The sequence below is a fragment of the Clostridium paraputrificum genome, assembly GCF_900447045.1.
Taxonomy (GTDB): Bacteria; Bacillota; Clostridia; order Clostridiales; family Clostridiaceae; genus Clostridium; species Clostridium paraputrificum.
In genome coordinates this window covers 265,987-280,300 of the sequence record NZ_UAWH01000014.1, presented here as the reverse complement: position 1 = coordinate 280,300, position 14,314 = coordinate 265,987, and the positions used below count along the sequence as shown (strand labels likewise).

Sequence of the window (14,314 nt, the reverse complement as noted above, 5' to 3'; positions counted from 1 at the left end):
TTTATTAATAGTATTGTATTAATAAAACAAAAAAATCCATGAATTTCATCATGGATTTTTTGCTAAAATAAATTTATTTATGACATTTGCAACGCCACTGTTTATATTGGTATCAGTAACGTAATCAGCCACTTCTTTTAGGCTATCAACTCCATTACCCATAGCCACTCCTAAGCCTGCATACTTTACCATTTCAATATCATTTTCATTATCTCCAATACATATAACATCATCTATATTTATACTTAAATAATTAGATAATATCTTAACAGAATTACCTTTAGACACTCCCTTTGGACCAATCTCTATTGAGTAGCTTCCAGCGCCAAATACGGACATGTCTGAGTTATCTTCTATTTCTTTTCTAAATCCACGTAAATTTTCTTTATCTATGGAATATAGTACGCATTTAACAATATGACCTTCTAAATCTATAAGCTTTTTTCTTAAGGATTTTAATGTAAGATAAGAATCAACATATATCTTATTACTTTTACTATAATTCTTCATCTTATATACTAAAGCAGCAATACTCCCAATAGCACTATAAGCTATTACCCTATCCATTGTATAGAAATGTGCTACTAGTTTATATTTTGATAATAGCTCTAATAACTTTTCATACTCATCTCTTGTAAATGATGCGTGGAATATTGTTTTACCATTATACCAATCCTTAACTACTGCACCATTTGCAGCTATAACAGGTGACTTCACCTGTATTCTCTTAGCAATTTGTACAGCATTACTATATATTCTTCCTGTAGATATTACTACTTGTACACCTTTTTTGTAAGCTTGTTCTATTGCTAGAATATTCTCTTCTGGAATTATTCCACTTTCACCTAGCAACGTTCCATCTACGTCTATACATATTACTTTATAGCTCATAACATCCTCACTAAAATATTTATGCTGTTGGTGTTCCTGTAGCTTCTTTATCTGTTGATTCAGGTGTATTTGGTTCAGCTACAGGGCCTGTCCCCCTTCTAATAACTGTTTGTTGTGGTGCATAAGTATCTGTAGATATTAGTTCCTTATTAATTTGTTTTCCATCCTTATAAGTAACTAAATAAGCTCTTGCTTTACGCCCTGCTGCACCTTTTACCTCTACAACTTCTGTGCCCTTAGGTAAACTTGCATCATCCTTATACTTAATTGTTTGAGGTATAGTTCCTAAATCTTCGCTGACTAGTTTATAAGTTTTCCCATCAAGAGCACTTGGCCTTCCATATATATTTATAGTCACAACCTTATTTTGTGTATATCCTTCAATATAAATTGGGAAATCGTATGGGTTCTTAAACTTATAGTCTACTCCTCCCCAAGCCATTGTTGCATCTAAACCTGGAGCTACATATCCAACTGGTAATGAATGATTCCTTCTCTCAGTAGATCTTATATTAGCTTGCATAGCTGCATTATATAATGTACTTGATACTTGACACACTCCACCAGCCTCTGCAGGAACAACCTTATTATTTACATACATAGTACCTATTTTATACTTACCTTTACCTCTTTGTGATAGTTCACCATAACTAAATTCTTCACCTGGCATAAGTACAGTACCATTTAATAATGATGTTACAAACTCTATGTTATAGCTTCTATCTTCTGTAGATGACTTGTATTGAGTAGAAAATGTTGACATTTTCCCATTAATCTTAGCTAAATCTGATTTTTTAACTTTAGCTTGTACTTCTTTTAAGTTAAATGTTAAATCAGTAGATTCACCTAAATTTCCATTTAATGCTTCTTTCATCTTTGCATCTAAATCCGTTGAATCAAGAGTATACCCAACTTTATCACTAGAAATATTAAAACTATCTCCCGATTTAGAAATTGTTGCATTAACTGGTGATATATCTACAGCTTTCTTTATGTCTTTCTCGATATTTGCTATTTGTGTTTCATCATAAACTAAGCGCATTTGTATTTCATGAGTCTCTTTACTTTTATTCTTTATTAGTTTATTTTTATTATATGCACTTGTATCTTTACCGTATAAGACTGCCTCTTCTGCCACTTCATCTATATTATACTTAGCATTTAAGTCACCATACTTGTATGAAAGTTTCTTGTTCTCAACAGTTATATTAATTGCCTTTTCGCTTAACTGTGATGAAAACTTTTCATTAAGAATTTGTGCCACCTCTTCTTTTGTCTTTCCGCCAAGGTCTACTCCCTTAACAGTCACTCCCGGATATGTTTTGTTATCCCAAGCCTTTACCTGCTTACTTAACGATGCTGTATAAGCTAAATAAGCACCAATTATTAAAACTATAATTCCCGAAATAATAAAATATTTTGACTTTAAAACTTTAATAATATCTTTTTTATCCTTCATTATGTCAACTCCTTTCCTATAAAGTGATAAAAAACTTTTCACATTAATTATATAATAAATGCAATAAAAATATAAGATGAAGAATCTAGTATTTCACCTTAAATTTTTATTAATATGGGCTCCCTAAAGAATAAAAAAATTATATCAAGAATATCACTATTCTTGATATAATCTTTTCTTAGCTTTTTATTATAATGTAACTGTGGCTCTTCTCTTTGACACTTCTCCATCATAGTCAAAAGCTTCGACTGCAATTTTTACTGCTGTTCCTGTCTTAACAGGTATTTTACTTCTTGCAATTCTAAATTCTGTGTCTTCTGCATCTACAGTTCCAAGCCAATTTCCATTGGCAAAAATATTATATCCTAATAAATCGACATCGGGAACTCTACTCCAAGAAACAATTACTTGTCCTCCGCTTTCTATAGCTTTTAATCCAGTTACTATACTAGGTTGAGTTAATAGATCCACATTATCAGGTCCCCAATTAGCGTCCACTGGGTTTCCTACACCTTCTACAACTAAATCTTCGCTAAATTGCCATATTCTCCATTTACTCCAACCACCTTGATCCTTAGGATATGGAGGATTTCCAGGTATCTTCGTATACATTGCAATCCATAATAACATATTTTTAAGTGGGTATCCTCTACCAGGAACATAAAAGTTATTGTATTCATCAATAAAGAATGCACCTGTATATAACATTAATCTTCTTCTAGTTTTCTTTTCAAATCTCTTCCTAAATCTGTCTATCCAATCAATTAAAGTTGCTGTTGGAAGTTTATTTTCAACAGGAGTTTCTACATCCAATACTGGAAACAAATCACCGTAATCTTTTGCACCAAATCCCTGTTGAAGTACATCTATAAAGTCATCACACTGTCTATCTGCATCAGTCAGATCGTATGATGGTACTCCAAAATGATATGCACCTACAGGAATACCATAATTTCTAGCCTCTCTTGCAAATCCTATAAACTTTCTATCTACCCTAAACCTACCTGTAGCAGACCCTGATGCTCTTAAGTATAAAAAGTCAATCTTTGTTGCTAATACTTGAAAATTCACGCCTTGAGTATACTCATTAATATCAATTCCAAATCTACTATTTGGACTTTTATTTTGCATATTTCCTCCAAAATAAAAATACTTTCTCTCTAACATGTTATTCCATATATAGAGAGAAAGTTACTTTTATTCTGATATTTTTAATTTTACATAGAAACTAATATCTTCGCCATAACACTCGGCCCAAATTTGCCCTTCATGCAAATCTACAATATTTTTAGCTATGGCAAGACCTAATCCTGTCCCACCAGTTTGAGTATTTCTAGATTCCTCAACTCTATAAAATCTTTCAAACAACTTTTCTAGTTTTTCTTTTGGTATTGTCTCACCCTTATTTCTTACTGCAACAGTTGCATATCCATTACTTTCATAAACTCCAATCACAATATTTCCAGGCTTAAAAGAATATTTTATTGAGTTAGTTAATAGATTTTCAAATACTCTTAACATTTTGTCTGCATCTAAATCAACCATTATTCTATCTTCTGTTGCACTCTTTATTATACTTAATCCACTTTCTTCAAATAATGGTGTTAATTCTTCTGTTAATTGAAATAAAAACTCTGTTAAATTAACCTTGCTCTTATTTAATTTTATTCCCCCATTATCAAGCTTTGTATACTCAAATAAATCCTCTATTAACCCCTTAAGCTTTTCAGCTTTATTAAAGGCTATACCAAGATACTCTTTCATTGTTTCTTCATTCTCATATCTTCCCTCTTTAATTAATCCTATATACCCCATTATAGATGTTAAAGGAGTTCTCAAGTCATGGGACACATTGGTAATTAAGTCAGCCTTTGTCTTTTCCGCCTTTCTTTCTGCTTCAATCTTTCTATTAACCTCTTCAGCCATATAATTTATATTAGATGCAAGATTTCTTATCTCATCACTGCCTCTTTCTTCTATATGATGACTTAAATCTCCATTTGCAATAATTTTTAATCCAGAAGCAATTTCATCTAGATATTTCATCTTCTTATTTGTAACTATAATAAATATAACTATAAAAACAAGACAAGAAAGAATTAAGGCTAAAAAGGAATTGCTCACAATATATGTATCTTCTTCAATATGTGCAGATGGTGTATTTGAATATATAAAATAACATCTTTGCCCTGATATGTTAAGAGGATATATCACCTTTCTTTCCATTGGTCTGTAACCATCATACTCGCTACTATTTGCACTAGAAAGTACGGAGAATATATCAATCTTATCTTCAACAACATTAGAAGACTTTTGAAGTACATTTCCATCTAAGTCTGTAATATAAGCTTTTCCACTTTCATGTGCAAATAAATTAATAAAGTAATTGTTATCGTCTAATTTTAATCCTTCCTGACCATTAATTGAGTTAACGTAATTTCTAGCACTATACTCTATTTCTTGATAGTTATATGCTATGTTTGAATTAGTATGTTCCTTTCTCATTACATTATTGGCCATTCCGTAAAAGATAAATGAAACAGCAAAACATATCCCCACAACAACCATTAATTCAAATCGTATAGATTTTTCTATTTTAATCATAAGTATATCTATATACTTTCTTAAAGGATTAAATATTTTTAATTTATATATCTTTTTTCCTAATCTTTTTATAAAATTATCATTATTTTTCAATTTTATATCCAACTCCCCATACGGTTTTTATAAATCTAGGCTTCCTTGGATCAGATTCTATTTTTTCTCTTATCTTTCTTATATGGACCATAACAGTATTATCGGACTCCATAAATTCTTGGTTCCATACACTTTCATAAATATTAGAAATAGAGAACACCTTGCCCCTGTTTTTTGCAAGCAAAACTAATATATCAAACTCTGTTGGAGTAAGCTTTACTTCTTTACCATCAATAAATATCTCATGTGTATCTAAATTAACTTCTAGATCTTCTATTGTTACAATATTGCTTATTTCCTCAATTACCTGTGCCTTAACTTTAGGATTAAGTCTATAATATCTTCTTAACTGTGATTTTACTCTAGCTACTAGCTCTAATGGATTAAAAGGTTTTGTTAAATAATCATCTGCTCCCATATTTAATCCTAATATTTTATCCATATCTTCTGACTTAGCAGAAAGCATTATTATTGGTAATTCTCTTTCTTCTCTTATCTTCAAACATGCCTCTATACCATTTAACTTTGGCATCATTACATCTAAAATTATTAAATCTATCTCCGGATCATTTCTCAATGCATATAATGCTTCTTCTCCATCTCCTGCTTTTACAGTCTTATAGCCTTCACCTTTTAAATATATTTCAACTAAATCTCTTATTTCTTTCTCATCATCAACTATTAATATTTTTTCCATTTTAATTTCCTCCTCTAAATTCCTTTTTCACCATAGATATTATCAGAGTTTATGCTTTTATTCTACTTCTTACTTCTTAATATAAAAGTAGATAACTTCTTAATATTTTCTTAACGGTGAAACTACTTTATATTATTTATAAAATCCTTTAACATGGATGCTGTTATCCCCCATATAACGTAATCTTTATATTGATAAAATGTGGATATATACTCACCTGTTTTAAACTGATAGTTTTTCCCACCTTCAATTAAATCATAAGGAAAGTTCTCTCCTCTTTCAATTATCAGCTTATTTTTCACTTCCATAGGGGTATACTCTAAAAGATAAGATAATGGGATATAAAATATTTCCTCAACCTCATCCTCGTTTATATCTAATTTATCTATATTTTTAACCATCGCTACAAAAGGATGTATTATCAGACCATCATGTCTAATTAAAATATCCATTTCTTTTATTATTTCAACATCTTTTAATCCAAGTTCCTCATCTATTTCTCTTAAAGCAGCTTCCTTTGGAGTTTCGAATTTATCTATTTTGCCTCCAGGAAAACAAACATCTCCTGGCTGACTTTTTAATTTTTTTGCCCTCACTTGAAATAAAATATGTACTTCTTCGTTTATATCTATGAGAGGAATTATTATGGATGCCCTTTTCATCCTTTCCCATCCATTTATATAACTTTCTTTAGAGTTTAACTTTTCTTTTATATCATTAATTTTCATTACTATCACTCCTAAAATTATTCAATTGTACATTTATTATATTATAATCTAAATTTTTTATATATTTTGAAACACTTAATAGGTTTAAATACTCTAATAAATAGAATATATAAGAGGGGGCTTTTATGTTTAAGAGAATTTATTTATCAGATAAACAATGTGAATACTTAGCTAAAGGAATTGCTCTGGGGATAGCTATAGGAACAATACTAGGAGCAATAATTGGATATATCAAATTATTCTTTGCTCTAGGAGGAGTGCTAGGGATTATAATATCACTTATTTACTCTACAATAAAAAAGTAGGAAAGCACTTATAGAAAATACTTTCCTACTTCTATTTATCTTTTTTCTTTTATAGAATTTTCAATTATTAAATCAATTAATCCACTAAAGTCTATTCCTCTTCCTGCTGCACTCTTAGGAAATAAACTTGCCTTTGTCATTCCTGGTAGAGTATTTACCTCAAGAATATATGGAATACCTCCTTCAGTAATAATCATATCTATTCTTGCATACACTGAACACTTAAGTGCTCTATATGTGTCTAATGCCATCTTTTCCACTTCTTTGTGTAAAGATTTTTCAAGCTCAATTACAAATTCATCTGACCCACCGTCTGCATACTTAGCAGTATAATCAAAGAATTCTGCATGCGGCTTAATAGCTACAACAGGGAACATTTCTCTTCCCATTACAGGACATGTTATTTCATCTCCCTTTATAAACTTTTCAATCATAACTTCGTTATCCCACTTAAAAGCTTCTTTAACAGCATTTTCAATCTCTTTTTCTTCTTTAATTATAAAAGTAGCAACACTTGACCCACCATGAGTAGGCTTTACTACAACAGGGTATCCTAACTTTTTTATATCCTCATAGTTAATTTCATCCCAAGATCTTAAATTGATCCAAGGTGCTGTTCTAATTCCTTCTGCTTGAAGTAGGCTCTTTGTCATATCCTTATCCATACATGCAGCACTACTTAATGGACCACATCCTGAATATGGTATTCCAAGTGTTTGTAGAACTGCTTGAACTGTACCATCTTCTCCAAATTGACCATGTAAAGCAAGTAACGCAAAATCAATTCCCTTTACTTTATTTATTATGTCTTCCTTCTTGTCTATAACTATAGGAATCACTTCATACTTATTCTTATCTATATTTTCAACTACTGAATTACCACTTTTTAAAGAAATCTCTCTTTCTGACGAGATTCCTCCCATAATTACTCCAACCTTCATTACAATCCTATCCTCCATTAAAAGTTCTTTTACTTTTCTATAATATTATATTCTATACTGCTTGCCAAGTTAAGTACCACTTATATAGAAAAATCTGTTTAATGTGGAATAAGCATATTTTTATTAAATATTCGTTCAGTATATTATCTATTTATTTCAAATAAAAAACTGCCCTAAGGCAGTTTTTTAAACATGTGCTATAACTTCAATCTCGATAACAGCATCCATTGGAAGCTTTGCTACCTGCACACAGCTTCTAGCAGGTGAATTTTTCCCAAAATATTCACTATATACTTCATTAACTTCTCCAAATTGTCCTAAGTCTTTTACAAATACTGTTGCCTTAACAACTTTATCCATAGATGATCCTACTTCTTCTAAAATTCCTTTAACATTCTCTAAGCTTTGTCTTGTGGCAGCTTTTATTTCTGTTATTAATTCTTTTGTTTCTGGATTTATTGGAAGTTGTCCAGATGTAAATATTAAATCTCCTATTTTATTTCCATGAGAATATGGTCCAATTGCTGCTGGTGCTTTTATTGTATTAATTATTTCTCTATTCATTATCATCTTCTCCTACTCTATTTATATTCTTTATAAAAATCTACAAATCTATCAATAGCTTCTTCCAAAATTCTTTTGCTAGTTGCAACATTTATTCTTACAAAGCCTTCATAATCATTAATAAATCTACTTCCTGTCTCTAATAAAACTTTCTTTTCTTCTGCCAATTCTATTATGAACTTATCTACATCTTTAACCTTTTCTAGCTTAATCCATAATAGATATCCTGATTCAGGTTCCATTATCTTAATATCATCTATATTAATTTTATTAATTACTAGATTCATATTCTCTTTTATGTTTTTTCTTAATGCTTGAACCCACTGAAATCCATTATTATAACATATAGTTAACAATTCTACTCCAAATCTATTTACATGAAGTTTTCTATTGTTAAACTCATTTTCTAAAGCTAACTTTAATTCTAAGTTACTGCATAAAAATGTAGATATATTTAGACCTGCTATATTAAAAGTTTTATTAGGTGATGAAATAACAATTATATTATCATTTTCTTCTAAATAGTCTGAAAGGGAATTAAACTTATTTTCACCTAAGACTAAATCACCATGTACTTCATCACTTATAATTTTTATATTATTTTGTTTACATAAACTTACTAATTTATCTAATTCATCTTTACTCCAACACCTTCCAGATGGATTATGTGGATTGCAAAAAATAATACCTTTTATATTATTTCTTTCAACGAATTCACTTAACTCTTTAAAGTCTATATAATATCTATCTTTATTAATTTTTAATTTATATTTATATAAATTCATATTATTATTTATTACTACGTCTTTAAAAGGTCCATATACTGGGGTAAAGATTAACAAGTTATCTTTTTTATTAAATACCTTTTCTACAATAAGATGCATTGATGATAATGCTCCTATAGATGGTACTATCCATTCCTTTTTTATACTACATGAATAATTCTTTTTATACCATTGAACTACACTATCATAAAATGAATCTCTTACATCAAAATAACCAAAATCACCTTTTGTAATCAATTCATTTATAGGATTTATAATTTCATCTGGTAATTTATAATCCATATCAGCAATAAACAAGGGATAGTTTTCTTCATCACTTATTTTAAATCTTTTATTAATGTACTCTTTACTCCATTTCTTAGAACCATTATCTTTTCTATCTAGTATATCTTCAAAGCTGTACATCATTCCCTCTTTTCTTCATACCTTTTAATAAATTCCTTTATTATATAATCCATTGCTATATGAAAATTTAATCTAGTATCAATATTATTGTCAAAGTCATGTGTATATGCAGTATAAACCACATACTTTGATAACTTTTCACTAGTAGAATTTGTAGATTCAGTTATCAATACAACATCTATGCCTCTCATATTAGTTTCTACTAATACTTCTAACAACTCTGGAGTTTCCCCTCCCCTTGATAGAACAAATACTAAGTCCTCATCCTTTTTTAGAATTTTACTTGATAGCCTCATAAATCTTGAATCATCATGTTGTTCTGCTGGAATGCCTAGAAGCTGTAATTTAATTTGGAATATTTTCCCTAAGTAATTACTCATTCCCATTCCATATATAGTTATTCTTTTACATTTCAACATTTTATCAATAATCTCGCCTATATTAGCTTGTTTTACAAGTTTATAGGTATCAAGCATATTTTCTATAAACTCTTTGTCATCTGGCATAAATATGCTTTCATCTTCTTGTTTATCTTTTTCAAAATATTCATCTTTAAATTGTATAAAACTTTTATAACCTAACTTTTTAGAAAGTCGGTGCACACTTGTACTACTTATATTAAATTCCTCTGAAATATTCATAATCGTAAAAGTATCATAAGTAAATTTACTCTTATTCTCTAATAATAACTGCAAAAGCTCTTTCTCTAATTTTGTTAAATATTTTGCATTTACTGAAATTCTTTTATGTAGTTTCATGTGTGCGCCTCCTAAAACATTTTTATATTATTATGCCACTTCTTCTGCTCTATATTGCTTATCTAAGGCTAACACAAATGGATAATATATTGCAAAGGCTGCTATAATTGCAACTACTTGAACAACTGCTCCTTGCCATCCACTTACTAAGAAACCACTAAATATTGGCGGTGTTGGCCATGGTGCTACTACTCCATTGAAAGGATTCATAAATCCTATTACTATTGCTCCATATGCTATAAGTACTGACACTATTGGTGCTAAAGTAATTGGAATTAACATTAACGGATTCATAATTATTGGTAATCCAAATACTATTGGTTCATTTATGTTAAATACTGCTGGTACTGTGCTTAATTTGCTTAGCATCTTCATTCTTTGAGATTTAGCTACTACAAGCATTGCTAGCACAAGACCTATTGTCATACCTGCCCCACCTATAGTTGCAAATTGGTCAATCATTTGAATTGTACCTATATTAGCATTTTCTAAAGTTAAAGCTCCTTGCTTAAATAACTCAAGATTTTCTACTGAGTTTGCATTTAATAATGGATTTACAATTGAGTTAACAACTGTTGGATGAATACCAAACCACCATAAGAATCCATTTAAACCTGCTACTATTGTTATTGCTATAGGAGATGCTGTTAATCCTTGTAATGGTACTTGTAAAATATCATAGATAAATTCATGCATTGATTTGCCCATTGTAAGGAATATACCATTAACCAGTAATGCAAATGCAACTACAATTACACCTGGAACTAATGAAAAGAATGACTTATATACCATTGGAGGTACATTTTCTGGTAACTTTATTACTAAATTCTTTTTAACAATAAATCTATATATCTCTGTGGACGTAATACTCATTATTATCGCTGTTATAACACCTTTTGTTCCAAGCCATGCCATTGGTAAAACTTTATTTATGACTTCACCTGATTCAGCTGTTACGAATTTTGGTGTAACAATTACATATGCAACTATTGAAATTATCATAACAGGTAATGGGTCAACTTCATCGCTTTCTGCTAGCTTGTATGCTATTGTACCAGCTAATAATATACCCATCATATCAAAAGTTGCTCTATATGCTGGAGAAAGGAAACTATCCCACTCTGGCCCAAATATCTTTGCCATAAACTCCGGATATCCAGTAATAGGAAAATCAGTAATTAATAAAAATACTGATGCTATTATTGTAAGAGGCATTATAACCATAAAACCTGATTTTAATGCTCTCATATATCTAAGAGATGCAAATTTTGATACAACAGGAACCATTTTTTCTTCAATAAAATTAGATATAAAATTCATTTAAAATTCCTCCTTGCTATTTTTAATAACGTTTACAATACTTATTATATGGATTTTTTTACACAAATCCATTCCTAACTTCGGAAAATTTTCCACACTGCTACTTACATAGAACTTTTATAAACAAAAAAAGAAACTGCTAAACAGTTTCTTTATTTTTTCCTTTTTACCTTCTTTTCCTCTTTATCCTTCTGCTTCTTATATTTACATAAATGTGATAATGGACACACTTCACATTGTGGTCTTCTAGCTATACAACACCTTCTACCATGAAATATTAATAAGTGATGTGCTAATGACCATTCTTTTTTTGGTAATTCCTTTTGTAATTGTTTTTCAACTTCTAGAACATTATCAGAATCAACTAAGCCTAAAAGATTAGATACTCTAAAAACATGAGTATCTACAGCTATTGAAGGTACACCAAAAGCATTTGATAACACTACATTAGCAGTTTTTCTTCCAGCTCCAGCAAGAGAAGTTATTCCCTCCATAGTATTAGGTACTTCTCCATTATATTTTTCTTTAAGCTGATGGCACATCATTATTAAATTTTTAGCCTTACTTCTATAAAGACCTATTTGCTTTATTCTTTCTTCAAGTTCTTCATTAGAAAGTGTCAAAAAAGCATCTAAATCAGGATAATCCCTAAATAATGTTTCTGTTACTTCATTAACTTTTTTATCTGTAGTTTGAGCAGATAAAATTGTTGCTACTAATAATTGAAACGGAGTCCCATGATTAAGTTCACATTTTGCATCTGGATAAGTTTCTTTTAAAATTTCTAAAATTTCTTTCGTTTTTTTCTTCATCTATTTATAAACTCCTCTATACTCTTCAGGTAATAATTCAGCTATTGACCTCATGAGAATATACATGCACTTATTATCATATTCATGCTTATCTTCTTCCTTAATTCTCTTGGGTAATTCTACTGGCTTACCAAACTTAACAGTAACATCTGCTTCATGCCAAGTTTCGCTACCCATATTCCCCCCTTCATCAATTGGAAGAAGCTTATCTGTTCCACTCATTCCGATAGGTATAATCTTAGCTTTAGTCATTCTTGCTAATAATAATATACCCTTTTTTCCTTCAATCATTGCACCTGTTCTACTTCTTGTTCCTTCTGGAAAAATCAATAAATTTTCTCCATTCTTAACTGTCTTAACCATTGTTGTTATTGCTTCTTTATCTGCAGTATTAGGTTTAACAGATATATTTTTTACCATTTTTGTTCCTGCATTTGTAATAGGGTCATTTGTTAATTTAACTCCTGCAACAAAATATGGATCATACTTTTCCTTTAACAATTTATTTAAAACAATACCATCTGAATTACTTAAGTGATTACAGATAAAGATAAATGGTCCCTCATATTTTTCTAGTTTTTCAAATCCCTCTATATGTAACCTTGCAAACTTTTTTAAATAATTATTAGTTATTTTCTTTGCTACTTCAACTAATACCCCTTCTGGTAATATTTTCAACACTTTAACTGTAAATGGTGACAACATACTTAACTTACACCTACCTTCTATACTACTTTAAATCCTTTATACCTTCTTCTAATATTTCCATTAACAATAAGGTTTCTTCGTCTTTAATCTTTTTAGGAGTTCCATTTATTATAGCTTCATATAAATCATCATATACTCTACCATAATCCCCTTGAACAGATTTAACCTTTTCCTCATGAATCTCACCATTATTATCAATATAAGTTATATCCCCATAATGCATTAATGTATCAACTCCGAAGTCTTTGTTATTTGGCATATAGAATAACTTTAAATGTTCCTCTTGACGGTCTTTAGTTTGCTTTATAAAGCACCCTTTCTTTCCATACACTATAAAGCTAGGTCTTTCCTTTATTCTAAAATAACTTGATCTAACAGATATCTTTAAATTACCATAAAACATATCCACTTGGAAGTAATCATTCATTTTTCCTTTCCCTAGTAATTGTCTCACATCATAATTAACCTTATCTGGCTTTCCAAAATAACTAATTACTTGATCTATAGTATGACAGCCATGTCCATATAGAAAAGAGTTATTAGCACCCTCATACTTACTATGTTCTGGTACCTCTTGGCGATAATAATCAAAATTCATTTCAATTTCAAATAATTCTCCAAGTTTTCCTTCCCCTATTACTTTTTGAACTGTTAAAAAATCACTATCAAAACGTCTATTCTGATAAGTTTGAACTATAAGTCCTTTTTCTTTTGCCAATTTAAATATTTCTTTTGCTTCCTCTGATGTCTTCATAAATGGTTTTTCAACTAAGCAATGTTTATTGCTTTCCAAAACCATTTTTGCATACTCATAATGACTATCTTGATGGGTGCATACTACTACTAAATTAATTTCATCATCATTTAATAATTCATATATATCTGATGTGTATTTAACTCCTGGAATCTTGCTCCAAGTATCATGTTCTGGATTTCTCCTATATATAGTTTTAATTTTTATATTATCTCTTTCTAATACGAATGGAATATGATATCTATTAGTACTCTTTCCATTACCTATATAACCTATATTAAACATAAAATCCTCCTAAGTAACTGTAACTTTTATCCACCGAAATATATTATATCACATATGAATTTCTTGAAAAACTTCTAGATATTCAATTAGATATCAGTAAATTAAAAGGAGATTATTACACTAGATTTGGGATTATTAAAAGTAAAACAAATTGTTCTTTGACCCCTTTATCTGCTAGAGTAGAATTAATTCCCAATTATTAAAG

Annotated in this window: 15 protein-coding genes; 1 reads left to right on the top strand and 14 read right to left on the bottom strand. The window is 29.8% G+C overall.

Annotation, left to right across the window (positions count from 1 at the left end):
• Positions 1-48 precede the first annotated feature (48 nt).
• The 6 genes from DR024_RS06450 to DR024_RS06425 form a co-directional block, all read right to left on the bottom strand.
• Positions 49-891: a Cof-type HAD-IIB family hydrolase gene (locus tag DR024_RS06450; RefSeq protein ID WP_055183997.1), complete on the bottom strand. Its 843-nt coding sequence runs from the start codon at positions 889-891 to the stop codon at positions 49-51.
• A 19-nt stretch (positions 892-910) separates the two neighbouring features.
• On the bottom strand, positions 911-2,350 hold the full coding sequence (locus DR024_RS06445) for a VanW family protein (protein ID WP_099314086.1): 1,440 nt from the start codon (positions 2,348-2,350) through the stop codon (positions 911-913).
• Between the two features lie 189 nt (positions 2,351-2,539).
• The gene (locus DR024_RS06440) at positions 2,540-3,481 is read right to left on the bottom strand and encodes a glycoside hydrolase family 25 protein (RefSeq protein ID WP_027098752.1); all 942 of its coding nucleotides are present in this window, start codon (positions 3,479-3,481) and stop codon (positions 2,540-2,542) included.
• A gap of 66 nt (positions 3,482-3,547) precedes the next feature.
• Entirely contained in the window at positions 3,548-5,047 is a 1,500-nt protein-coding gene (locus tag DR024_RS06435; RefSeq protein ID WP_027098753.1) for a sensor histidine kinase, read from the bottom strand.
• Entirely contained in the window at positions 5,037-5,744 is a 708-nt protein-coding gene (locus DR024_RS06430; RefSeq protein ID WP_027098754.1) for a response regulator transcription factor, read from the bottom strand. The genes DR024_RS06435 and DR024_RS06430 overlap by 11 nt, the downstream gene beginning before the upstream one ends.
• Positions 5,745-5,866: 122 nt before the next feature.
• Positions 5,867-6,472 (bottom strand): NUDIX hydrolase, encoded by a 606-nt coding sequence (locus DR024_RS06425; protein WP_027098755.1) that lies wholly within the window; start codon positions 6,470-6,472, stop codon positions 5,867-5,869.
• A 125-nt stretch (positions 6,473-6,597) separates the two neighbouring features.
• On the opposite strand from DR024_RS06425, the gene DR024_RS06420 reads away from it, so the two are divergent.
• The gene (locus DR024_RS06420) at positions 6,598-6,777 is read left to right on the top strand and encodes a hypothetical protein (protein ID WP_055183998.1); all 180 of its coding nucleotides are present in this window, start codon (positions 6,598-6,600) and stop codon (positions 6,775-6,777) included.
• 35 nt (positions 6,778-6,812) lie between these two features.
• Here DR024_RS06420 and DR024_RS06415 read toward each other — a convergent pair whose 3' ends face one another.
• The 8 genes from DR024_RS06415 to DR024_RS06380 all read right to left on the bottom strand — a co-directional run bounded on the left by DR024_RS06415 (position 6,813) and on the right by DR024_RS06380 (position 14,109).
• Positions 6,813-7,718: a D-alanine--D-alanine ligase gene (locus DR024_RS06415; protein ID WP_055183999.1), complete on the bottom strand. Its 906-nt coding sequence runs from the start codon at positions 7,716-7,718 to the stop codon at positions 6,813-6,815.
• Positions 7,719-7,904: 186 nt separating this feature from the next.
• The gene (locus DR024_RS06410; RefSeq protein ID WP_027098758.1) at positions 7,905-8,282 is read right to left on the bottom strand and encodes a RidA family protein; all 378 of its coding nucleotides are present in this window, start codon (positions 8,280-8,282) and stop codon (positions 7,905-7,907) included.
• A 17-nt stretch (positions 8,283-8,299) separates the two neighbouring features.
• The gene (locus DR024_RS06405) at positions 8,300-9,472 is read right to left on the bottom strand and encodes a MalY/PatB family protein (protein WP_055184000.1); all 1,173 of its coding nucleotides are present in this window, start codon (positions 9,470-9,472) and stop codon (positions 8,300-8,302) included.
• Complete coding sequence (locus DR024_RS06400) at positions 9,472-10,230, bottom strand: MurR/RpiR family transcriptional regulator (protein ID WP_055184001.1); 759 nt, start codon at positions 10,228-10,230, stop codon at positions 9,472-9,474. The genes DR024_RS06405 and DR024_RS06400 overlap by 1 nt, the downstream gene beginning before the upstream one ends.
• A 30-nt stretch (positions 10,231-10,260) precedes the next feature.
• Positions 10,261-11,550: a PTS sugar transporter subunit IIC gene (locus DR024_RS06395; RefSeq protein ID WP_027098761.1), complete on the bottom strand. Its 1,290-nt coding sequence runs from the start codon at positions 11,548-11,550 to the stop codon at positions 10,261-10,263.
• A 152-nt stretch (positions 11,551-11,702) separates the two neighbouring features.
• Positions 11,703-12,362 carry an endonuclease III gene (gene nth, locus DR024_RS06390; protein ID WP_055184002.1) on the bottom strand — a complete coding sequence of 220 codons (660 nt, stop codon included), beginning with the start codon at positions 12,360-12,362 and terminating at the stop codon, positions 11,703-11,705.
• On the bottom strand, positions 12,363-13,067 hold the full coding sequence (locus tag DR024_RS06385; RefSeq protein WP_111918356.1) for a lysophospholipid acyltransferase family protein: 705 nt from the start codon (positions 13,065-13,067) through the stop codon (positions 12,363-12,365).
• A gap of 25 nt (positions 13,068-13,092) precedes the next feature.
• Positions 13,093-14,109: an oxidoreductase gene (locus DR024_RS06380; RefSeq protein ID WP_055184003.1), complete on the bottom strand. Its 1,017-nt coding sequence runs from the start codon at positions 14,107-14,109 to the stop codon at positions 13,093-13,095.
• Positions 14,110-14,314 lie beyond the last annotated feature (205 nt).

Bases quoted from the DNA above. Each gene is read 5' to 3' on its own strand.
- DR024_RS06450 (WP_055183997.1), bottom strand. From the start codon at position 891: ATGAGCTATAAAGTAATATGTATAGACGTAGATGGAACGTTGCTAGGT.
- DR024_RS06445 (WP_099314086.1), bottom strand. From the start codon at position 2,350: ATGAAGGATAAAAAAGATATTATTAAAGTTTTAAAGTCAAAATATTTT.
- DR024_RS06440 (WP_027098752.1), bottom strand. From the start codon at position 3,481: ATGCAAAATAAAAGTCCAAATAGTAGATTTGGAATTGATATTAATGAG.
- DR024_RS06430 (WP_027098754.1), bottom strand. From the start codon at position 5,744: ATGGAAAAAATATTAATAGTTGATGATGAGAAAGAAATAAGAGATTTA.
- DR024_RS06425 (WP_027098755.1), bottom strand. From the start codon at position 6,472: ATGAAAATTAATGATATAAAAGAAAAGTTAAACTCTAAAGAAAGTTAT.
- DR024_RS06420 (WP_055183998.1), top strand. From the start codon at position 6,598: ATGTTTAAGAGAATTTATTTATCAGATAAACAATGTGAATACTTAGCT.
- DR024_RS06415 (WP_055183999.1), bottom strand. From the start codon at position 7,718: ATGAAGGTTGGAGTAATTATGGGAGGAATCTCGTCAGAAAGAGAGATT.
- DR024_RS06410 (WP_027098758.1), bottom strand. From the start codon at position 8,282: ATGAATAGAGAAATAATTAATACAATAAAAGCACCAGCAGCAATTGGA.
- DR024_RS06405 (WP_055184000.1), bottom strand. From the start codon at position 9,472: ATGTACAGCTTTGAAGATATACTAGATAGAAAAGATAATGGTTCTAAG.
- DR024_RS06400 (WP_055184001.1), bottom strand. From the start codon at position 10,230: ATGAAACTACATAAAAGAATTTCAGTAAATGCAAAATATTTAACAAAA.
- DR024_RS06395 (WP_027098761.1), bottom strand. From the start codon at position 11,550: ATGAATTTTATATCTAATTTTATTGAAGAAAAAATGGTTCCTGTTGTA.
- nth (WP_055184002.1), bottom strand. From the start codon at position 12,362: ATGAAGAAAAAAACGAAAGAAATTTTAGAAATTTTAAAAGAAACTTAT.
- DR024_RS06385 (WP_111918356.1), bottom strand. From the start codon at position 13,067: ATGTTGTCACCATTTACAGTTAAAGTGTTGAAAATATTACCAGAAGGG.
- DR024_RS06380 (WP_055184003.1), bottom strand. From the start codon at position 14,109: ATGTTTAATATAGGTTATATAGGTAATGGAAAGAGTACTAATAGATAT.